Source organism: Streptomyces sp. GL_141, from assembly GCF_057834385.1.
This window is the reverse complement of sequence record NZ_CM174402.1, coordinates 5,153,349-5,173,665: the sequence shown is the minus strand read 5'-3', so window position 1 is coordinate 5,173,665 and position 20,317 is coordinate 5,153,349. Positions and strand designations below refer to the sequence as shown.

The following is a 20,317-nucleotide window of genomic DNA, read 5'->3' as shown; positions in this document are numbered from 1 at the left end:
CGCCCCTACCCCCGCTCGCTCGGCAGGACCGCCGAGACCTTGAAGCCGCCTTCGTCCGTCGGGCCGGACACGAACACCCCGCCCAGGCCGAGGACCCGCTCGCGCATGCCGACCAGGCCGTTCCCGCCGCTCGGCAGGCCCGGCTCGGCCGCCTTGCCGTCGCAGGGGCCGTTCTCCACCTGCATGGCCACCTCCCCCTCCCGGTGCGCCAGCCGTACGACGACGCGTGCGCCCGCGGCGTGCTTGTGGCAGTTGGTCAGCGCCTCCTGCACCACGCGGTAGGCCGTCTGCTCCACCTCGGCCACGTACGCGGAGTACTCGCCGCGCACGTCCAGCTCCACGGTCATCCCGGCCGCCCGCGACTGTCCGACCAGCACCTCCAGCTCGGCCAGCGTCGGCCCGTCGTCGAAGGTCCCCAGCAGGGCCACCGGCGCCGTCAGGGCCGCCGGCTTCGGGGCCTGGGCCCGCAGCACGCCGAGCATCTCGCGCAACTCCGTCAGCGCCTGCCGTCCCATGTCCCCGACCAGCGCGGCGTTCTTCGCCGCCTTCGCCGGGTCCTTGGCGGCGATCGCCTGGAGCGCCGCCGCGTGCACCACCATGAGCGACACCCGGTGCGCCACGACGTCGTGCATCTCGCGCGCGATCCGGGTCCGCTCCTCCGTACGGGCCCACTCGGCGCGTTCCTCCGCCCGGTCCGCGAGCAGCGACAGCTCCCGTTCCAGCGAGTCCGCCCGCTCCTGGAGGCTCTCCATCAGTCGTCTGCGGGCCGCCGTGTACAGCCCGAACAGCACCGGCGGCACGGTCAGCGCCACCGCCACGAACACGGACAGGGTGATGGCGAAGGTGCGGGTGACGTCGGGGTCGTTCCAGATCCGCATGTACATCGCCACGTAGGTCGCGGCCAGCGACATCGACGCCAGGGTCGCGGTGATCCGCCGGGGCACCTCGGAGGCGGCCAGCGTGTACAGCCCGACCACCCCGAGCAGGAAGCCCATGGCCGCCGGCGACACCGCGATGCCGACGAGCACCACGACGATCGGCCAGCGCCGCCGCAGCACGAGCACGGCCCCCACCAGCAGTCCGAACAGCACTCCGGCGAAGACCGGGATCCCCGCCTCGTGGGCGAAGGCGATTCCCTCCACCCCGCATTCGACGGCCGACACCGCGCCGAGCCCCACGTCCAACACGGCCGACCTGCGCCGCTCCCACCACAGGGGCCCGTCCCGCCCGGCCCCCGCCCTTCCCTGCTCTTCCCCCGTACTGGTCATACGGACCAGCCTACGCAGCGGCCCCGGTCCGCAGGCGACCGGAAATCCCGCTGAAGGGCTCGGATTTGTACCGTCGCATTCAGGGCGCCCGGTGCGGCATAGTAGGTCCCGTCGGCTCGACCGCCAGGGCTTAATGTCTGGTTTAGTCGATTAATCCCCTGTGGTGTAATTGGCAGCACTGAGGCTTTTGGTGCCTTATGTTCGGGTTCGAGTCCTGACAGGGGAGCCCCACGGTCCGGGTCCTGACTTTCCAGTCGGGACCCACCCTCGTTTAGGGCCTTAAACCCACCGGTATCCTTCACGGGTCCACCACCCGAAGCCGAAGGGCACACCCGTGAGCGCCAACCGCCCGGCAGCCGTCGTCGTACTCGCAGCGGGTGAAGGCACCCGCATGAAGTCGGCCACACCCAAGGTTCTGCACGAGATCAGCGGGCGCTCGCTCGTCGGTCACGTCGTCGCCGCCTCCCGCGAGCTGGACCCCACCCACCTCGTCGTCGTCGTGGGCCACGCCCGCGAGCAGGTCACCGCGCACCTCTCCGCGATCGACGCCGACGTCCGCACCGCGGTCCAGTACGAGCAGAACGGCACCGGGCACGCCGTCCGGATGGCCCTCGAAGAGCTCGGCGACCGGCCGGCCGGCACCGTGGTCGTCGTCTGCGGCGACACCCCGCTGCTGACCGGCGAGACCCTGGCCGCGCTGACGGCCACGCACGAGGCCGACGGCAACGCCGTCACCGTGCTGACCGCCGAGGTCCCCGACTCCACCGGCTACGGCCGGATCATCCGCGGCGCCGACGGGGCGGTCACCGCCATCGTCGAGCACAAGGACGCGACCGACGCCCAGCGCGCCATCCGCGAGATCAACTCCGGGGTCTTCGCCTTCGACGGCGCCCTCCTCGCGGACGCCCTCGGCAAGGTCCGCACCGACAACAGCCAGGGCGAGGAGTACCTCACCGACGTGCTCGGCATCCTGCGCGAGGCCGGCCACCGCGTCGGCGCGGCCGTGGGCGCGGACCACCGGCAGATCCTCGGGATCAACAACCGGGTCCAGCTCGCCGAGGCCCGCGCCCTGCTGAACGCCCGCCTGCTGGAGCGCGCCATGCTCGCCGGCGTGACGATCGTCGACCCGGCGAGCACGCTCGTCGACGTGACGGTGACTTTCGGCCAGGACGCGATCGTGCACCCCGGCACCCAGCTGCTCGGCACCACGCACATCGCCGAGCAGGCCGAGGTCGGCCCCAACACCCGCCTGAAGGACACGCACGTCGGCGCCGGCGCCCGGGTGGACAACACCGTGGCGGACACCGCCGTCGTCGGCGCCTCGGCGAGCGTCGGCCCCTTCGCCTACCTGCGTCCGGGCACGAACCTGGGCGCGAAGGCCAAGGCCGGCACGTACGTGGAGATGAAGAACGCCACGATCGGCGAGGGCACCAAGGTCCCGCACCTGTCCTACGTCGGCGACGCGACGATCGGCGAGTACACGAACATCGGCGCCGCCAGCGTGTTCGTGAACTACGACGGCGAGCACAAGCACCACACCACCGTCGGCTCACACTGCAAGACGGGTTCGGACAACATGTTTGTGGCTCCCGTCACCATCGGGGACGGCGCCTACACGGCCGCCGGCTCCGTGATCACGAAGGACGTGCCGCCCGGCGCCCTGGCCGTGGCCCGTGGCCAGCAGCGGAATATCGAGGGCTGGGTGGCCCGCAAGCGTCCGGGAAGCGCCGCCGCAACGGCCGCTCAGTCGGCGGTCCACGAGGACTCCGACGAACGCTGAGGTGAACTGACCGGAAACGGCTACGCCCGAGACGGCGTACCGTGATACGTGAACGCAATTCGGCTGGCTCACCGTGTGCGGGACGGACGCACATGGGGGCGAGCAGCTTTCCCACGTCTGAGGAGACAGTGCTGTGACCGGGATCAAGACGACCGGCGAGAAGAAGCTGATGCTCTTCTCCGGCCGCGCCCACCCCGAGCTGGCCGAGGAGGTCGCGCACCAGCTCGGTGTCGGCCTCGTGCCGACCAAGGCTTTCGACTTCGCGAACGGCGAGATCTACGTCCGATTCCAGGAGTCGGCGCGTGGCGCGGACTGCTTCCTGATCCAGAGCCACACGGCTCCGATCAACAAGTGGATCATGGAGCAGCTGATCATGATCGACGCGCTCAAGCGCGCGTCGGCACGCTCCATCACCGTGATCGTCCCGTCCTACGGGTACGCCCGCCAGGACAAGAAGCACAAGGGCCGCGAGCCGATCTCGGCGCGCCTGGTCGCGGACCTGCTGAAGACCGCGGGTGCCGACCGCATCCTCACGGTCGATCTGCACACCGACCAGATCCAGGGCTTCTTCGACGGCCCGGTCGACCACCTTTCGGCCCTGTCGGTCCTCGCGGACTACGTCGGTGCCAAGGTCGACCGCTCCAAGCTGACGATCGTCTCCCCGGACGCCGGCCGCGTGCGCGTCGCCGACCGCTGGTGCGACCGCCTGGACGCCCCCCTGGCGATCGTGCACAAGCGCCGCGACAAGGACGTCGCCAACCAGGTGACCGTCCACGAGGTCGTCGGTGAGGTCAAGGGCCGCGTCTGCGTCCTGGTCGACGACATGATCGACACGGGTGGCACCATCTGCGCCGCCGCCGACGCGCTCTTCGCGCACGGCGCGGAGGACGTCATCGTGACGGCCACGCACGGCATCCTGTCGGGCCCGGCCGCCGACCGCCTGAAGAACTCCAAGGTCAGCGAGTTCGTGTTCACGAACACCCTGCCGGACCCGTCCGACCTGGAGCTCGACAAGATCACGGTGCTCTCCATCGCCCCGATGATCGCCCGCGCCGTGCGCGAGGTCTTCGAGGACGGCTCGGTCACCAGCCTGTTCGAAGAGCAGCAGTAAGCACGTCCGCTGTGCGTTAGATCATTTTTGGGTACGGCCTCCCCGCCGGGTACACTCCTTGAGTTGCTCGGCGAGGGAGGCCGTACCTGTTTTTGCGACAGGTTCCGGTGCTCCGTTATCGACGCGCTCTTCGTAGCAGGCCGTGTTCCGGCCGGGTGACTGTCGTCCATTTCCGTCACCCCACGAGGAGTGAGCATGTCCGAGATCAAGCTTGCCGCGAAGGTCCGCGAAAACTTCGGCAAGGGCTCTGCCCGCCAGGCCCGCCGTGACGCCCTGACCCCCGCGGTCATCTACGGCCACGGCACCGACCCGAAGCACGTCAACGTGGACGCCCACGCGCTCCAGCTGGCGCTGCGCACCCCGAACGTCCTGCTCTCCCTGGACATCGAGGGCGCCGGCACCGAGCTGGTCATCCCGAAGGCCGTTCAGAAGCACCCGCTGAAGCGTTCGATCTCCCACGTCGACTTCCTGATCGTCAAGAAGGGCGAGAAGGTCACCGTCGACGTCGCGATCGTCACCGAGGGCGAGCTGGCCCCGGGCGGCAACATGCTGGAGACCCTCCAGAACACCATCTCCGTCGAGGCCGAGGCCACGCACATCCCGACCGAGGTCACCGTCTCGATCGCGGGCCTGGAGGCCGGTGCCACCATCACCGCCTCGGACCTGGTCCTGCCGGCCGGCACCACCCTGGCCGTCGACGGCGACATCGCCGTCCTGCAGGTCATCGGCGCGTCGGCTGAGGAGCCGGCCGCCGAGGGCGCCGAGGCCTGAGCCTCGCCCCTCCCCCTCAGCACTTGCTGAACGACCGCCGTCCGGCTCCACTGGAGCGGGACGGCGGTCGTCTTCGTATAAGGAGCTTTTGATGTCGGACGACGCGGCGCCCTGGCTGATCGTGGGTCTCGGTAACCCGGGTGCGGAGTACGCGGGCAACCGCCACAACATCGGTTTCATGGTCGCCGACCTGCTGGCGGAGCGGATGCGCGGCAAGTTCAAGGCGCACAAGGCCCGCGCCCAGGTGGTCGAGGGCCGGATGGGCCCGCCGGGACCGCTGAACCGGCGCGTGGTGCTGGCCAAGCCCATGTCGTTCATGAACCTCTCCGGCGGCCCGGTGACGGCGCTGCGGGACTTCTACAAGGTGCCGCTGGACCGGATCATCGCGGTCCACGACGAGCTGGACATCGACTACCCGACGCTGCGGCTGAAGCTGGGCGGCGGGGACAACGGCCACAACGGGCTCAAGTCGATGACCAAGTCGATGGGCCCGGACTACCACCGCGTGCGCTGCGGCATCGGCCGCCCGCCCGGCCGGATGCAGGTCGCCGACTTCGTGCTGAAGGACTTCTCCTCCACGGAGCGCAAGGAGCTGGACTGGTTCGTCGACCGTTCGGCGGACGCCGTGGAATGCCTGATCCAGGAGGGCCTGGAGCGCGCGCAGTCCACGTACAACAGCTAGTACGGCGGAGGGCCCGCACACCATCCGGTGTGCGGGCCCTCTTGCGTGCCGTACGAAACCTCAGCCGGTGTTGCGCAGGCCGGCCGCGACGCCGTTGACGGTGAGGAGCAGGGCCCGCGACAGGATCGGGTCCGCCTCCTCGCCGCGCTCGGCGGCCGCCCGCTGGCGGGCCAGCAGGGAGACCTGGAGGTAGGAGATCGGGTCCAGGTAGGCGTCGCGGACCGAGAAGGTCTGCTGGAGGACCGGGTTGGAGTCGAGGAGCTTCTCGCCGCCGGTGATCCGCAGGACCTCGCGGACGGTGAGCTCGTGCTCGGCCTCGATGCGGGCGAACACGTGCTTGAGCTCGTCGGGCACCAGGGTGTCGACGTAGTGGCGGGCGATCCGCAGGTCCGTCTTGGCCAGCGTCATCTCGACGTTGGACAGGAAGTTGCGGAAGAAGTGCCAGCGCTCGCCCATCTCGGCCAGCGCGTCGCCCTGACCGGCCTCGCGCAGGGCCTTCAGGCCCGAGCCGACCCCGTACCAGCCCGGGACGATCTGGCGGGACTGGGTCCAGCCGAACACCCACGGGATGGCGCGCAGGCCGTCGAGGCCGGCGCCGGAGTCGGGGCGGCGCGAGGGGCGCGAGCCCAGGTGCAGGTCGGCGAGCTGGTCCACGGGGGTGGCGGCGAAGAAGTACGCCGGCAGGTCCGGGTCCTCGACGAGCGCGCGGTACGCGTCGTGCGCGGCGTCCGAGACGGTGTCCATGGCCGCGTCCCAGCGGGCCAGGTCCTCGTCGGACTGGCGCGGGGCGGTGTGCAGGGCGGAGGCCTGGAGGGTGGCCGCGACGGTCAGCTCCAGGTTCTCGCGGGCCAGGGAGGGGACGAGGTACTTGTCGGAGATGACCTCGCCCTGCTCGGTGACCTTGATCTCGCCCTCCAGGGTGCCCCAGGGCTGCGCGAGGATCGCGTCGTGCGAGGGGCCGCCGCCGCGGCCGACGGTGCCGCCGCGGCCGTGGAAGAGGCGCAGGCGCACGCCGTAGCGGTGGGCCACGTCGCGCAGCCGGCGCTGGGCGCGGTGGATCTCCCACTGGGAGGTGGTGATGCCGCCGAACTTGGAGGAGTCGGAGTAGCCGAGCATGACCTCCTGGACGTCTCCGCGCAGCGAGACGAGGCGCCGGTAGGAGGGGTCCGCGAGCATCTCGTCGAGGATGACGTCGGCGGCCTTGAGCTCGTCGGTGGTCTCCAGGAGCGGCACGATGCCGATCTTGGCCCAGCCGCCGTGCAGGTCGATGAGACCGGCCTCGCGGGCGAGGACGGCGGCGGCGAAGACGTCGTCGGCGCCCTGGCACATCGAGATGATGTAGGACTCGATGACCTCGGGGCCGAACTTCTCGAAGGCGTCCTTGATGGCGCCGAACACGCCGAGCGTCTTCTGGCCGGCCGCGTCGAGCGGGGCCGGGGTGGGCGCCAGCGGGCGGCGCGAGCGGAGCTCCTTGGCCAGCAGGCGGCCTCGGTAGTCGCGGGGCATGTCCGCGTAGCGCCAGGACTCCTCGCCGAGCCGGTCGAAGAGCTGGCCCAGCGCGTGGTGGTGGGCGTCCGCGTGCTCGCGCACGTCCATCGTGGCGAGCTGGAGGCCGAAGGCGGCCAGCGTGCGGATGGTGCGGTCCATGCGGCCGTCGGCGAAGAGCGCGCCGCGGTGCTCGCGCAGGGAGGTCTGGATGAGGGTGAGGTCGGTGAGCAGCTCGGCGGTGCCGAGGTAGTCGCGGCCTTCCTCGTGCGGGATGCCCTTGGCGAGGCGCTCGCGGGTGTTGAGGAGCTTCTGCCGGATGCAGGTGGCCTTGAGGCGGTACGGCTCCTCGGCGTTCAGCCGCTTGTAGCGCGGGCTGATCTCCGGGAGGCGCTCCAGGTCGGCCTGGAGGGAGGTGAGGAGTTCCTCGGTGGCACCGGTGTAGCGGATGGAGTTCGACAGCAGGCCGCGCAGGAAGTCGATGAGTTCCAGGGCGTCGGTGATGCCGTGCTCGTGCTGGAGGATCAGCACGTCCCGGGTCACGTCGGGCGTGACGTTGGGGTTGCCGTCGCGGTCGCCGCCGATCCAGGTGCCGAAGGTGAGCGGGCGGGTGCCGGCCGGGATCTCGATGCCGACGCGCTGGAGCTCGGCGGCGAGGTCCTCCAGGACGTCGCCGACGGCGCCGGCGTGCAGCTCGTCGAGGTAGTAGATCGCGTTGCGGGCCTCGTCGGCGGGCTCGGGGCGGACCACGCGCAGCTCGTCGGTCTGCCAGACGAGGTCGATGTTCTCCGCGAGGCGCAGGTCGTGGCGGCGGCGCTCGCCGGCGCCCGAGACGGGCTCCTCCAGGAGGGCCGCGATGCGGCGCAGCTTGTTCAGGACGCTGCGGCGGGCCGCCTCGGTCGGGTGCGCGGTGAAGACGGGGCGGACGTTGAGGTTCTTGACCGTCTCGCGCAGGTGCTCGGGGTCCGCGTCCTTGAGCATGTCGGCGGTGCGGGCCAGCAGGCCCCCCTCGGCGGCGCGGTGGGCGCGCAGCTCCTTGCCGCGGTGCACCTGCTCGGTGACGTTGGCGAGGTGGAAGTAGGTGGAGAAGGCGCGCACCAGCTTGGCGGCGGTCTCCAGGTCGGTGTCGCCGAGCAGCTCGGCGGCCGCGATGCCGTCGGTGCGGGTGAGGGCTCGGACGCGTTCGACCAGGTCGAGGAGGTCCTGGCCCTCCTGGCGTACGAGGGTCTCGCCGAGGAGGTCGCCGAGGCGGCGGATGTCCGCGCGCAGCTCGGCGTTGGCCGCGCCGGCGGGGGACGTCGCCGGGGCGGTGGTCGAGTGGGCCTGGTCGGCACTGCTCACAGGTGCGGCTCCTTGCAGTGTTTCGAGCGCTACTGGGAGGTGGGCCCCGGATACGCGCGGTGGTGCCCGCCCGGACCTGGGTCCGGCGGAGCCACCGCTCCTGATGCGCAGCTCGGGCTGCCCGTGCGGACCGCGCTGTCCGACGACACCAGGATAGGTGGCCCGTACCGGTGACCAGGTCCCTGTGTCAGCAGGCGGGACGCCGGCCCTGCGACTCGGGCCGATCGGCCCCGTAGCCAGCGCCTTGAGGCCGGGACGGCAGCGCGCTCCTCTTGCCGCGCGGGGGACCTTTGCCATACTTACGTTGCCGTAGGTTACGCACCCGTAGGGGTGTGTGGCCGGGCGGCGCGCCTGCCGACTCCCTCACCCTCAGGGGACACACCTATGACCATCAGTCCCGACGTGATCGAGGACGCCTCGGCGTCTTCCGGCGCGTCCGTGCCGTCCGCGACCCTCGGCGGTGAGAGCAAGCGGTCCGTGGAGCAGATCGCGCTGCTGCTGTTCATCACCGTCCCCTTCCTCGCACTGCTGGTGGCGCTTCCGCTCGCGTGGGGCTGGGGGGTGAGCTGGCTGGACGTGGGCCTGATGGTGTTCATGTACTTCCTCGCCTGCCACGGCATCACCATCGGCTTCCACCGCTACTTCACGCACGGTTCCTTCAAGGCGAAGCGGCCGCTGCGCATCGCCCTGGCGGTCATGGGCTCGATGGCGGTCGAGGGACCCCTGGTGCGCTGGGTGGCCGACCACCGCAAGCACCACAAGTACTCCGACCACGAGGGTGACCCGCATTCGCCGTGGCGCTTCGGCGAGACGGTGCCGGCCCTGATGAAGGGCCTGTGGTGGGCGCACATCGGGTGGCTCTTCGACGAGGAGCAGACCGACCAGCAGAAGTACGCCCCGGACCTGATCAAGGACCCGGCGATCCGCCGCATCTCGCGCGACTTCATCTTCTGGACGATGTTCTCGCTGGCGCTGCCGCCGCTGGTGGGCGGTCTGGTGACGATGTCGTGGTGGGGCGCCTTCACCGCGTTCTTCTGGGGCTCCCTGGTCCGGGTCGCGCTGCTGCACCACGTGACCTGGTCGATCAACTCGATCTGCCACGCGGTGGGCAAGCGCCCGTTCAAGTCGCGCGACCGCTCCGGCAACGTGTGGTGGCTGGCGGTGCTGTCCTGCGGCGAGTCCTGGCACAACCTGCACCACGCCGATCCGACCTCGGCCCGGCACGGTGTGCTGCGCGGCCAGGTCGACTCCAGTGCGCGTCTGATCCGCTGGTTCGAACAGCTGGGGTGGGCGTCCGACGTCCGCTGGCCGTCCGAGGCCCGCATCGACGCCCGGCGCAAGGAAGAAGTGTCGAACGCGGCATGATGGGGGGCGTGGGAAACGACGGCAGCAGTTCCAGCAGCGAGAAGCCCAGGCGCAGCCGCCGGGTCCGGATGACGGGCGCCGAACGGCGTCAGCAACTGCTGGACATCGGCCGCACCCTGTTCGCCGAGAAGGGGTTCGAGGGCACGTCGGTGGAGGAGATCGCGGCGAAGGCCGGAGTCTCCAAGCCCGTGGTCTACGAGCACTTCGGCGGCAAGGAGGGCCTCTACGCGGTCGTCGTGGACCGCGAGATGCGCCAGCTGCTGGACGGGGTGACGGGCGCGCTGACGGCCGGGCACCCGCGGGAGCTCCTGGAGCAGGCGGCGTTCGCGCTGCTGGACTACATCGAGAACTACACGGACGGCTTCCGGATCCTGGTGCGGGACTCCCCCGTGGCCCAGTCGACGGGTACCTTCGCCTCGCTGATCAGCGATATCGCCACGCAGGTCGAGGACATCCTGGGCCTTGAGTTCAAGGCCCGCGGCTTCGACCCGAAGCTGGCCCCGCTGTACGCGCAGGCGCTGGTCGGGATGGTCGCGCTGACCGGGCAGTGGTGGCTGGAGACGCGCCAGCCGAAGAAGGCCGAGGTGGCGGCGCACCTGGTGAACCTGTCCTGGCACGGACTGGAGAACCTGGAGGCGAAGCCGCGGCTGGTGGGCCACCGCAAGAAGTGAGCCCCGCACCCCGTGCGCACGACGGCGCCCCGTCACCGGATTCCGGTGGCGGGGCGCCGTCGTGTGGTGCCCGGCGGGCCGTGCGGGCCCGTACGCCCGTGGGGTCGGGCCCGGTCAGGCCTCCCTACGGGCGACGGCGAAGATCCGGCGGAACGGGAAGACGGTGCCGCGGGGGCCCGTGGGGTATTCGGCGCGGAGCAGGGCGCGGTACTCGGCGATGAAGGCCTCGACGGCCTCCTCGTCATCGGCCAGCGCGGTGAGCACGGGCCGCAGTGCGGTGCCCTTGACCCAGTCCAGTACCGGGTCGGGGCCCTGGAGCAGCTGGTGGTAGGTGGTCTCCCACACGTCGGCGGTGCAGCCGAGCTCGGTGAACCGCTCCAGGTATCCGGAGGGTTCGAGGATGTGGATGTAGCGCGCTCCGTGTCCGGCGAGCCGGGCCCGCCAGCGCGGGGTGTCGCACAGGTCGGCGAGGATCCGGTGGCTGGGGGCGGTGAAGTTGCCGGGGATCTGGAAGGCGAAGGTGCCGCCGGGGCGCAGTCCGTTGATCCAGGGGGCGAAGGATCCGGCGTGGCCGGGGACCCACTGGAAGGCGGCGTTGGAGACGATCAGGTCGTAGGGCTCCTCCGGGAGCCAGTCGGCGAGGTCGCCGTGGCGGAATTCGAGCGTGCCACCGCCGCCGGTGGGGCCGGCGTACTCGGCGTCGGCGCGGTGGAGCATCTCCGGGGAGAGGTCGTAGCCGGTGATGTGCGCTTCGGGCCAGCGGTCCGCGAGGAGCGCGGTGACGTTGCCCGGGCCGCAGCCGAGGTCGGCGATGCGGGCGGCCCGGGAGGGGAGCTCGGGTATGCGGGCCAGAAGGTCGAGGAAGGGCCTGGCCCGGTGGCCGGCGTGCCGGAGGTATTGCTGCGGGTCCCAGGTGGGGGCGGGGGCGACGGTCTGCGTGGTGGGCGCGTCGTCCGTGGGGGCGGCGGTGGTCGACGCCGGAATCCTGGCCGGCGCGGTATCGGAATGCATGTTCGAGCCTCCCTGCTGGCAGTACGGTCGGAATCGGAAGCTTCTCCGGCCCCCTCCATGCCCCATGGTGGCGGAAAATATATCTCGACGTCAAGATACTTCGGATCGAGATACTCGATTTAAAGAGACTTCACATCGACAGACCCTTTACACTGATCGGCATGGAGGACGAGGTCGACCGACTGGTCGCGGCATGGCGGCGGGAACGCCCTGACCTCGACGTGGAACCGCTCGAGGTGCTCAGCCGCGTCAGCAGGCTCGCGCGGCACCTCGACCGCGCCCGCCGACTGGCCTTCTCCGAGCACGGCCTGGAGCCCTGGGAGTTCGACGTCCTGACCTCGCTGCGGCGAGCCGGCGCGCCCTACCAGCTCTCCCCCGGCCAATTGCTGACGCAGACCCTGGTGACCTCCGGGACCATGACCAACCGCATCGACCGGCTCGCCAAGAAGGGCCTCGTCGAACGGCTTCCGGACCCCAACGACCGCCGCGGGGTCCTGGTGCGCCTCAGCCCCGAGGGCCGCGACCGCGCCGACCAGGCGCTCGCCGGCCTGCTGGCCCAGGAACGGGCGATCCTGGCCCAGCTCTCGCGGACGCAGCGCGGCGATCTCGCCGGCCTGCTACGCCAGTTGACCGCTCCGTTCGACAACATCCCCGGATAGCCCCTGCCCCGGCAGTCCGGGCAGGTCCGCGGGCCGTACGCCGGCCCGCCGGGCCAGGGCCACCGCCGCGAGCGTGGAGTGCACGCCCAGCTTGCCCAGCACGTTCTGCATGTGGGTGCGGACGGTGTGCGGGGAGAGGAACAGCCGCGCGGCCACGTCCTTGCGGCCCAGCCCCGCCACCATGCAGCGCAGCACCTCGTGCTCCCTCGGCGTGAGGGACTCCACCAGCCGTTCGCTGTCGGTACGGTGCTTGCGCGCCGCGGTCAGTTCGCGGAGCACTCCGGTGAGCAGCGCGGGCGGGAGGTGCGTCTCCTCGCGCAGGACTCCGCGGATCACGGCCAGCAGCCGCGAGAGCGAGCAGTCCTTGGCCACCCAGCCCGAGGCGCCCGCCTGGAGCGCGAGGGCGGCCCGGCGCGCGTCGTCGCGCTCGGCGAGCACGACCGTACGGACCTCGGGATGGGACACCCGTACGCCCGCCACCAGTGCGATCCCGTCGGCGGCGGGCGGGGCGGAGCCGGACTCCCGCTGGGCGGGGACGCCCGCCGGGACGGCGGCCAGGTCGGAGTCGACCAGCAGGACGTCGAAGCGGCGGCCCTCGGCCGCCGCGCGTTCGAGGCAGCGCAGCGCTGCGGGGCCGCTGCCGGCCGCGGAGACGTCCACGTCCGGTTCGGCCGCGAGCGCGGCGGCGAGAGATTCGGCGAAGATGCGGTGATCGTCGACCACGAGTACCCGGATACGGACCACAAAACCCCCAAGGGTCGGGGAACGGACGGCTGCGGGTACGGCGCCCGGACCGGGTGATCCGCAGGCGCCGCGGCCGCCGCCGTGACATCTCTGCACTACCCCGGACCGGACGTCGTACCCGACTTGTCTCGACCCCTGAATCAACACCGGCCCCCACCGGTGTCACGCATCAGCGTAGGGCCGGGGTCGGCTCGTGGTTGGCCGAATTGCAGAAGTTTTCCGAGCGATTTTCCGGCGAGGCGCTTCCACAAGGGCTCCGGTGTGGCTTGAAATCGCCTAGTTCCTTCCAGCGGAAGCCCCCATCCGTCCGGTGGTGTGCCGCGGGCAGTTGCACGGGGGGTATTTCACTCGGCGTGCGCACGCCGGGCGCCCGCGCGCAGCGCCCGCCGAGGGCGCGCCCTGAACATGCGTGCGCCCCCGCCCTGTTCGGGGCGGGGGCGTGCGTGCGGCAGGGGTGGGGCGGGGGTGCCGGTGGGGGCCGGTGGGTACGGGTGGGGGCCGGTGGGGTCAGCCGCGCCGGGCGCGGGTGAAGTTCCAGGCGTCCGTCACGATGCCCGTGAGGTCCGAGCGGGCCGGGGTCCAGCCGAGGCGCTCGTGGGCCGTGCGGGCGGAGGCGACGAGGAAGGCCGGGTCGCCGGCCCGGCGCGGAGCCACCACCTCGGGAATCTCCTTCCCGGTGACCTTGCGGACCGTCTCGATGACCTCGCGGACCGAAAACCCGCTGCCGTTGCCGAGGTTGCACACCAGGTGCTCCCCCTCGGCGGCGACCCGCAGCGCGGCCAGGTGGGCCTCGGCCAGGTCGGCGACGTGGATGTAGTCCCGTACACAGGTGCCGTCCGGGGTCGGGTAGTCCTCGCCGAACACCGAGATCGACTCCCGCTCGCCGAGGGCCACTTGCAGCACCAGCGGGATCAGGTGGGTCTCGGGGTCGTGCAGCTCGCCGAACTGCCCGTAGGCCCCTGCCACGTTGAAGTAGCGCAGCGAGACCGCCGCGAGGCCGTGCGCCGTGCACTCCCCCGCGATCATGTGGTCGACGGCCAGCTTCGAGGCCCCGTACGGGTTGGTGGGGGCGGTCACCGAGGCCTCGGTCAGCGGCCCGTCGCCCGGCTCCCCGTAGGTGGCCGCGGTGGAGGAGAACACCAGGCGGCGCACGCCCGCCCCGCGCATCGCGGCCAGCAGGGCCAGGGTGCCGCCGACGTTGTTCTCCCAGTACTTGCCGGGGTTCACCACGGACTCGCCGACCTGTGAGGAGGCCGCGAAGTGCAGGACCCCGTCGTAGGAGGGGTCCAGGTGCTCGGCGGCGTCCTGGATCCGGCCCTCGATGAACGCGGCGCCGGCCGGCACCCCGGAACGGAAGCCGGTGGAGAGGTCGTCGAGGACGGTGACCTCGTGGCCCGCCTCCAGGAGGTGCGCCGCGACCACCCCGCCCACGTATCCGGCTCCGCCGGTGACCAGGTACTTGGAAGACATGGAAGCCTTGGAAGACGCCGTCTCGCTCACGTGCCTACTGCCTCTCGCCGGGGAAGCACGCACCGTGCGCGTGCTGGTCACCGGCATACCCGAATCCGCGCCGCCGGGGAAATCCCCGGCCCCGATCAGGGCCGGGCACCCCCGGACGGCGGCAGTCCGGCCCGGTCGAGCAGACCGGTACGGGCGGCCAGCGCGGCCGCCTCCAGCCGCGAGCCCACGCCCAGCTTCATCAGCACCCGCTGGACGTGCGTGCGCGCGGTGCTCGGCGCGATGGCCATGCCGGCGGCGATGAGCCGGGTGTCCTCGCCCTCGGCGACCCGGACCAGCACCTCCACCTCCCGCGGGGTGAGCAGCCGCAGCAGCCGGCTGCCCTCGTCGTCGGGCTGGGCGGTGGGGTTGAGCAGCTCGGCGAAGGCACCCTGCAACAGCTGCGGCGCGATGGCCACTTCCCCCGCCCGGGCCTTGGCCAGGGCCCGCTCCACGCCCTCGATGCGCTCGTCGTGGCGTACGTACCCCGAGGCGCCCGCCGCGAAGGCGGCTGCGATCCCGCGCGGGCTCGGCACGGGGCCCAGCACGACCACGGCGATCTGCGGGCGCTCCCGCTTGATCCGGACGATCGGTTCGAAGACCCCTGGCTCGGCGGGCGTGGCGGTGCCCAGCAGGCAGACCTCCGGGGCCCGGCTGATGACCAGTTCGGCGGCGCCCGCGGCCGGCGCGGCGGCCGCCAGCACCCGGTGGCCGCGCAGTTTCAGGGCCGAGGCGAGCGCCTCGGCCAGCAGCCGGTGCTCGTCGACCACCATGACCCGTACGCCCATTGAGGTACCCACCCCCGCCCTTCTGACCCGGCAAGCTACACGCTTGTTCGACGACGCGGTGGTGTTACGGCGCAGAAGCCCCCGGAAGGACGGCTTGAGTTCTAGTGGTCGTCGCAACACCCCAGCTCAGGGGATGCGATGGACTTCAAGATCCGGGAGAACCGGGGACCAGGGGGCGGCGGCCGTCTGACGCGTGAGCGGGAGGCATACTCCCGGCTCATGCAGCAGGGCTACAGCAACAGAGAAGCCTGCCGGATCGTCGGTATCAACCTGCGGACCGGCAAGAGATGGCGCAACGGTTGGCACTCGCCGCCATCTGGGAAGCCGAAGCCTCCGATCACCGTGGAGGCTTCGGCTTCTGGCGTATCCAGGTACCTCCGCGAAGAGGACCGCATCCACATAGCCGACCGGCTACGCGAGAAGGCGTCGATCCGCACCATCGCCGCCGAGCTGGGCCGCAGCCCCTCCACCGTCAGCAGGGAGATCCGCCGCAACGGGACTGCCCCACGCGGCGACTCGTCCTGCTGGGCCTACCGGCCCCACGCAGCCCACCGGCGCGCCGAGCAGCGGCGCCCCCGCCCCAAGCCCGGCAAGATCGGCCAGAGCGCCGAACTACGCCAGTTCATCCAGACCCACCTCACACTCCGCTGGAGTCCGGAACAGATCTGCCAGGCTCTGAGGGCACGGTTCCCCGCCCGGCCGGAGATGCACGTGGCCCACGAGACGATCTACCAGGCTCTCTACGTCCCAAGCCGCGGAGAACTCCGCCGCGAACTCACCCGCGCCCTGCGGACGGGCCGGTCCCGCCGCCGGCCACACCGCCAGTCCCACAAGCGCAAGCCGCGCGCCATCCCGAACATGGTGATGATCAGCGACCGGCCCGCCGAGGCCGCCGACAGAGCCGTCCCCGGCCACTGGGAAGGCGATCTCATCATCGGCAAGGACGGCAAGTCCGCGATCGGCACCCTCGTCGAACGCACCACCCGCTACGTGATGCTCGCCCACCTGCCCGTCGACCACACGGCAGCCAGCACCCGGGACGCGCTCGTGGAGAGGGTGAAGACCCTCCCGCCCCACCTGCGGCGATCCCTGACCTGGGACCAGGGCGTGGAAATGGCCGCCCACCAGGCATTCACCATCGCCACGAACATCCCGGTCTACTTCTGCAACCCCGCCAGCCCCTGGCAGCGCGGCACCAACGAGAACACGAACGGCCTGCTGCGGCAGTACTTCCCCAAGGGCACCGACCTGTCCCGGCACACGCCCCAGGACCTGGCCACCGTCGCCGCCGAACTCAACGGGCGCCCACGCAAAACGCTCGGCTGGGAAACCCCAGCCGAGCGCCTGTCTAAACTGCTCGCGGCCTGATCAACCGACCACGTGTTGCAACGACCCCTCGAATTCACCCGGACCTTCCGGGGGCTTCGGGGGACTTCGGGGGCTGGGCGCGAGCCGCGGCGGGCCGACCCGCCGCGGGTGCGCCCGGCACGGCTCAGCCCGTGGTGAAGGAGACGAAGCTGTAGTACGGGTCCGTGGCCACGGTGGACTTGGTCATGACGGCCGTGCGGGCGATGAACAGCTTCCCGTTCTGGTAGCGGTACTCCGCGCTCTCCGCCAGGAACTGGGTCTCGGCGCGCTGCGATTCCTTGGTCGCCGGCTGCTGCATGAGCACGGTCTCCTTCATCGTCTTGCCGTCGATGGAGACGACCTGGCCGCCGCCGTCGTAGGGCGGGACCTTGTGGGCGATGAGGTTGGAGCCGTCCATGCGCAGCGGGTAGATGGTGTAGCGCTCGCCGGCGTCGGCGCGGTCGGCGGTCAGCTTGCCGGTCTCCAGGTCGAAGGAGACGAGCTCGTTGGTGCGGCCGGAGTCGGTCGTGCCCTTGTGCTCCTCGGTCGGCAGGTAGAGCTTGCCGTTGCCGACGACCATGTTGACGCAGTCCTCGACCTCGGTGGCCCCGCACTCGGGGTTGTAGTTGCCCGAGGTGAGCGGGATGCGCGCCTTCAACTGGCCCCCGTCGTCGAGGACGAAGAGGTCGCTGACGCCCGTGGCGTTCTTGGAGGTGTTGTTGACGTCCGCCGCGACGATCAGCGGCTGGGTGGAGACGATCTGGGCGAACTCCAGGCCCGCGGGGAGCTTGTACTGGGACTTCTGCGCGCCGGTGACCGGGTCGAGGGCCTGGGCGTAGAGGGTGTAGCCCGAGCTCCGGCCGCACCGGCGGATCACGGCGAGGGCCGGGCCGCCCGCGTAGCCGAGGTCGCTGCAGTTGTCCGCGTCGACCTTGGGCGCCCACAGGACCTTGCCGTCGGCGAGGTTCCAGGCGGCGCCGCCGTACAGGCCGCCCGCGGCCACGGTCTGGCCGCTGACGGTGACCTCGCCGAAGTTGACGGGCTTGTCGCCGCCGGTCTGGGACTTGGCCTGGGCCTTCCACAGGAGCTTGCCGGTGTTCAGGTCGATGACGCCGACCTGGTTGCACGGCTGGTACTTCTTCTCGGCCGTCGGCAGGGCCTCGTCGAAGAGGATCGCCGTCTTGTTGTCCGAGACCCAGCGGCTCGCGCCGCAGACGTTGGCGCCGAGCGGGATCTCCCACTTCTTGACGCCGTCGGCCACGTTGTAGCCGACGACCTTGCCCATGTCGGACTTGGCGTAGGTGGTGTCGGTGAGCCAGGAGCCGGTGATCTGGACGATCTCGGCCGACTCCGGCATCGGGACGTTGATCAGCGTCTTCGACTTGGTCTTGGCGGGCACCTTCTCGGTGCCGCCGCCGCCCGGGGCCTTGTCGCCGCCGGTGCCGGGGCTCGGGCTGCCTTCGGCCACGGGCTGGTTGCCGGTGCCCTCGTCCTTGCCGGAGACGTACCAGAAGCCGCCGCCGACGATGACGACGATGGCCAGGAGGGCCGCGCCGACGATCATCAGCTGGGTGCGGACGTCGTTGCCGCCACCGCCGCCGGCGGCGGGCACGGCCGGGCTCTGGGCCGCGTACATCGGCGCGGTGACGGGCTGCTGCTGCTGCGGGTAGCCGTAGGACTCCTGCGGATAGCCGTACGAGGGCTGCCCGGCGGGCTGTCCGGCCGGGACCGTCGGCGGCTGCGCCGGGACGGCCGGCGGCTGGGACGGGGGCGGCGGCGGGGGGCCGGCCGGCATCGCCGGGGGCACCGGCGGGGGCCCGCCGAAACCGCCGGGCGGCTGGTCCGCGGGCTTGCCGAAACCGCCCGGCGGCGGATCCTGCGGCGCGCCGAACCCGCCGGACGGCGGCTGGCTGGGGGGCGGCGGGGTACTCATCGGTGCTACTGCCTCTCGGTGGGCGGCTCGGCGGACTGCACGGCGGACTGCACTGTGGGCTGCGCGGTGGACTGCTCGTTCTCGGGGCGGTCGCTCACTTGCCGAAGACCATCAGGAACTTCTCGCTCTTGTTCTGGGCCTGCAGATGGGAGGCGGAGACGAACAGCCGGCCGTCCACGTAGTCCACCTTCGGGGCGAGGAAGGAGCTCTCCACCGGGGCCGCGGCCCCGGACGGGTTGCGCAGCACCGCGGTGGGCGTGCCCCCGGCGGCCGGGATCGTGAGGACCTCGCCGCCCTTCTCGCTCTCCGCCTCGCGGTAGACGACGACCTGGCCGCCCGCCGCCTTCAGCGGGGTGAGGGTGCGTCCCTCGCCGGCCGGGGTGCGCCACTTCACCTTGCCGGTGCCGAGGTCGAAGGCGACGATCTCGTTCGGCTTGCCGATGTCGGCCTTGGTGGGCAGGTAGAGGGTGTTCGCGTCCACGTAGGAGGAACCGCAGCTCTGGATGGAGTGGTTGAAGAGGCCGCCGCAGCCGACCGGGAAGCTGCCCTCGCCGGAGACGGTGGTGCGCTGCTTGCCGTCGGGTCCGAGGACCACGATGGAGCGCTCCTTGCTCGTGCTGTTTCCGAGGTCGAGGACGATCGGGTCCAGCGAGTAGACGTTCTTGACGTCGAAGCCCTTGGGGAGCTTGTAGATCCAGGTGGTCTTGCCGGTGGCCGGGTCGGCGTTCATGACCTGGACGGTCTTGTCGGCGTCCTGGCAGGTCGCGACGGCGAGCATCTTGCCGTTCATGGCGGCGAAGTCGCTCGGCTGGCAGCCTTGTTCCACCTTGTTGTCGAAGAGCTTGTCCCCGGTGCTGACCTTGAACGCGCTGCTCGTGCCCATCCGGTTGACGACGAGGGTGTCACCGGTGAGGGCGAGGTCGGGGGTGGTCATGATGTCGAAGAGGCCTTCCTTCGGCACCTCCTTCGACCAACCCTCCTTGCCGGCCTTGAGGTCGATCATCCGCATCATGTTGCAGTCGGCACTGCTGGACTCGCCGTTCTTGTACATGACGACGGTCTTGCCGTCCGCGGTCATGTCGGCGACCCCGCAGATCACGGCGGGGAGGGTGAGGGTCCACTGCTCCTTGCCGTCCTTGACCCCGTAGCCGGTGACCGACTTCCAGAGGGTCTTGACGACGGTGTCGCCGACGATCCACTGCCCCTTGGAGTCGACCCCCGAGCCGGGGCCGTCGATCTTGCTGCTCTTGAACCAGAGGACCTTGTCCTCGCCCTGCTTGCGCCCGGCGTTGAGGTCCTGCTCCTCCTCGTCGCCGTTGCCGCTGCCGTCGCCCTTGTCCACGGAGGCGGAGGGCGAGGCCTTGTCGTCGGCGGGCGGCGGCGTCGTGTCCTGCCCGATCACCTTGTCGGAGCCCTTGTCCTTGCCGGAGAAGAACACGAAGTAGCCGCCGGTACCCAGGACGAGGACCCCGGCGACGGCGGCCGCGATCAGCACGGCGAGCTTCTTCTTCGGACCGGAGGGCGGAGGCGGCTGCATGCCGGGGGCGCCGGGGGGCATGTGCGGGGGCTGGGGCGGGAAGCCGTAGCCCCCGGGCGGCTGCTGGCCGTACGGGCCCTGCGGCTGCTGACCGTACGGACCCTGCGGCTGGGGCTGCTGCGCGTACGGGTTCTCGCCCTGCGGGGGGAACCCGTAACCGGGCTGCGGCGGCCCGGGAAGGTGCCCGTAACCGGAGGGGTTCGGCGGCTGGTTCGGCGGCTGGGGCGGCTCGGTCATCAGCGCATACCTTCGGCTTCGGGTGTGGGAGGAAGCCCTTTCTATCACTGTGGGCGAGAACTGCGCCGGGCCGGTCCGACCCCTGTTCCC

16 protein-coding genes and 1 tRNA gene are annotated in these 20,317 nt (G+C 71.0%); 9 read left to right on the top strand and 8 right to left on the bottom strand.

Going from position 1 to position 20,317, the window contains the following annotated elements:
• Positions 1-5: 5 nt before the first annotated feature.
• Positions 6-1,268 (bottom strand): sensor histidine kinase, encoded by a 1,263-nt coding sequence (locus AC3IX6_RS23005; RefSeq protein WP_489364164.1) that lies wholly within the window; start codon positions 1,266-1,268, stop codon positions 6-8.
• A 154-nt stretch (positions 1,269-1,422) separates the two neighbouring features.
• On the opposite strand from AC3IX6_RS23005, the gene AC3IX6_RS23000 reads away from it, so the two are divergent.
• The 5 genes from AC3IX6_RS23000 to pth all read left to right on the top strand — a co-directional run bounded on the left by AC3IX6_RS23000 (position 1,423) and on the right by pth (position 5,612).
• Positions 1,423-1,494 (top strand) — tRNA-Gln (locus AC3IX6_RS23000).
• A gap of 108 nt (positions 1,495-1,602) precedes the next feature.
• Positions 1,603-3,048 carry a bifunctional UDP-N-acetylglucosamine diphosphorylase/glucosamine-1-phosphate N-acetyltransferase GlmU gene (glmU, locus tag AC3IX6_RS22995; RefSeq protein ID WP_489364162.1) on the top strand — a complete coding sequence of 482 codons (1,446 nt, stop codon included), beginning with the start codon at positions 1,603-1,605 and terminating at the stop codon, positions 3,046-3,048.
• Between the two features lie 133 nt (positions 3,049-3,181).
• Entirely contained in the window at positions 3,182-4,159 is a 978-nt protein-coding gene (locus AC3IX6_RS22990) for a ribose-phosphate diphosphokinase (RefSeq protein ID WP_112451977.1), read from the top strand.
• 195 nt (positions 4,160-4,354) lie between these two features.
• A complete protein-coding gene (locus AC3IX6_RS22985) occupies positions 4,355-4,930 on the top strand; it encodes a 50S ribosomal protein L25/general stress protein Ctc (protein WP_489364159.1) in 576 nt (191 codons plus the stop codon).
• A gap of 91 nt (positions 4,931-5,021) precedes the next feature.
• Positions 5,022-5,612 carry an aminoacyl-tRNA hydrolase gene (gene pth, locus AC3IX6_RS22980; protein WP_327253105.1) on the top strand — a complete coding sequence of 197 codons (591 nt, stop codon included), beginning with the start codon at positions 5,022-5,024 and terminating at the stop codon, positions 5,610-5,612.
• A gap of 60 nt (positions 5,613-5,672) precedes the next feature.
• On the opposite strand, the gene ppc is transcribed toward pth, so the two are convergent.
• A complete protein-coding gene (gene ppc / locus AC3IX6_RS22975; protein WP_489364157.1) occupies positions 5,673-8,438 on the bottom strand; it encodes a phosphoenolpyruvate carboxylase in 2,766 nt (921 codons plus the stop codon).
• 384 nt (positions 8,439-8,822) lie between these two features.
• On the opposite strand from ppc, the gene AC3IX6_RS22970 reads away from it, so the two are divergent.
• Together AC3IX6_RS22970 and AC3IX6_RS22965 are read left to right on the top strand one after the other, a co-directional pair.
• Positions 8,823-9,803: an acyl-CoA desaturase gene (locus AC3IX6_RS22970; RefSeq protein WP_385380095.1), complete on the top strand. Its 981-nt coding sequence runs from the start codon at positions 8,823-8,825 to the stop codon at positions 9,801-9,803.
• Positions 9,803-10,474, top strand: coding sequence for a TetR/AcrR family transcriptional regulator (locus AC3IX6_RS22965; RefSeq protein WP_250737780.1), 672 nt, complete (start codon positions 9,803-9,805; stop codon positions 10,472-10,474). The genes AC3IX6_RS22970 and AC3IX6_RS22965 overlap by 1 nt, the downstream gene beginning before the upstream one ends.
• 114 nt (positions 10,475-10,588) lie before the next feature.
• Here AC3IX6_RS22965 and AC3IX6_RS22960 read toward each other — a convergent pair whose 3' ends face one another.
• Positions 10,589-11,485 carry a trans-aconitate 2-methyltransferase gene (locus tag AC3IX6_RS22960; RefSeq protein WP_489364155.1) on the bottom strand — a complete coding sequence of 299 codons (897 nt, stop codon included), beginning with the start codon at positions 11,483-11,485 and terminating at the stop codon, positions 10,589-10,591.
• Positions 11,486-11,646: 161 nt separating this feature from the next.
• Here AC3IX6_RS22960 and AC3IX6_RS22955 point away from each other — a divergent pair, with 161 nt between their 5' ends.
• Complete coding sequence (locus AC3IX6_RS22955) at positions 11,647-12,144, top strand: MarR family winged helix-turn-helix transcriptional regulator (protein WP_243335294.1); 498 nt, start codon at positions 11,647-11,649, stop codon at positions 12,142-12,144.
• Here AC3IX6_RS22955 and AC3IX6_RS22950 read toward each other — a convergent pair.
• The 3 genes from AC3IX6_RS22950 to AC3IX6_RS22940 all read right to left on the bottom strand — a co-directional run bounded on the left by AC3IX6_RS22950 (position 12,103) and on the right by AC3IX6_RS22940 (position 15,173).
• Complete coding sequence (locus AC3IX6_RS22950) at positions 12,103-12,888, bottom strand: response regulator transcription factor (protein WP_489364153.1); 786 nt, start codon at positions 12,886-12,888, stop codon at positions 12,103-12,105. The genes AC3IX6_RS22955 and AC3IX6_RS22950 overlap by 42 nt on opposite strands.
• A 507-nt stretch (positions 12,889-13,395) precedes the next feature.
• Complete coding sequence (gene galE, locus AC3IX6_RS22945; RefSeq protein WP_489364152.1) at positions 13,396-14,358, bottom strand: UDP-glucose 4-epimerase GalE; 963 nt, start codon at positions 14,356-14,358, stop codon at positions 13,396-13,398.
• 125 nt (positions 14,359-14,483) lie between these two features.
• A complete protein-coding gene (locus AC3IX6_RS22940) occupies positions 14,484-15,173 on the bottom strand; it encodes a response regulator transcription factor (protein WP_489371531.1) in 690 nt (229 codons plus the stop codon).
• A gap of 138 nt (positions 15,174-15,311) precedes the next feature.
• Between AC3IX6_RS22940 and AC3IX6_RS22935 the strand changes: the two genes are divergently transcribed.
• Complete coding sequence (locus tag AC3IX6_RS22935) at positions 15,312-16,541, top strand: IS30 family transposase (protein WP_489364150.1); 1,230 nt, start codon at positions 15,312-15,314, stop codon at positions 16,539-16,541.
• A 124-nt stretch (positions 16,542-16,665) separates the two neighbouring features.
• On the opposite strand, the gene AC3IX6_RS22930 is transcribed toward AC3IX6_RS22935, so the two are convergent.
• Together AC3IX6_RS22930 and AC3IX6_RS22925 are read right to left on the bottom strand one after the other, a co-directional pair.
• Complete coding sequence (locus AC3IX6_RS22930; protein WP_489371530.1) at positions 16,666-17,805, bottom strand: outer membrane protein assembly factor BamB family protein; 1,140 nt, start codon at positions 17,803-17,805, stop codon at positions 16,666-16,668.
• Positions 17,806-18,547: 742 nt separating this feature from the next.
• A complete protein-coding gene (locus AC3IX6_RS22925; protein WP_489364148.1) occupies positions 18,548-20,227 on the bottom strand; it encodes an outer membrane protein assembly factor BamB family protein in 1,680 nt (559 codons plus the stop codon).
• Positions 20,228-20,317: the final 90 nt, after the last annotated feature.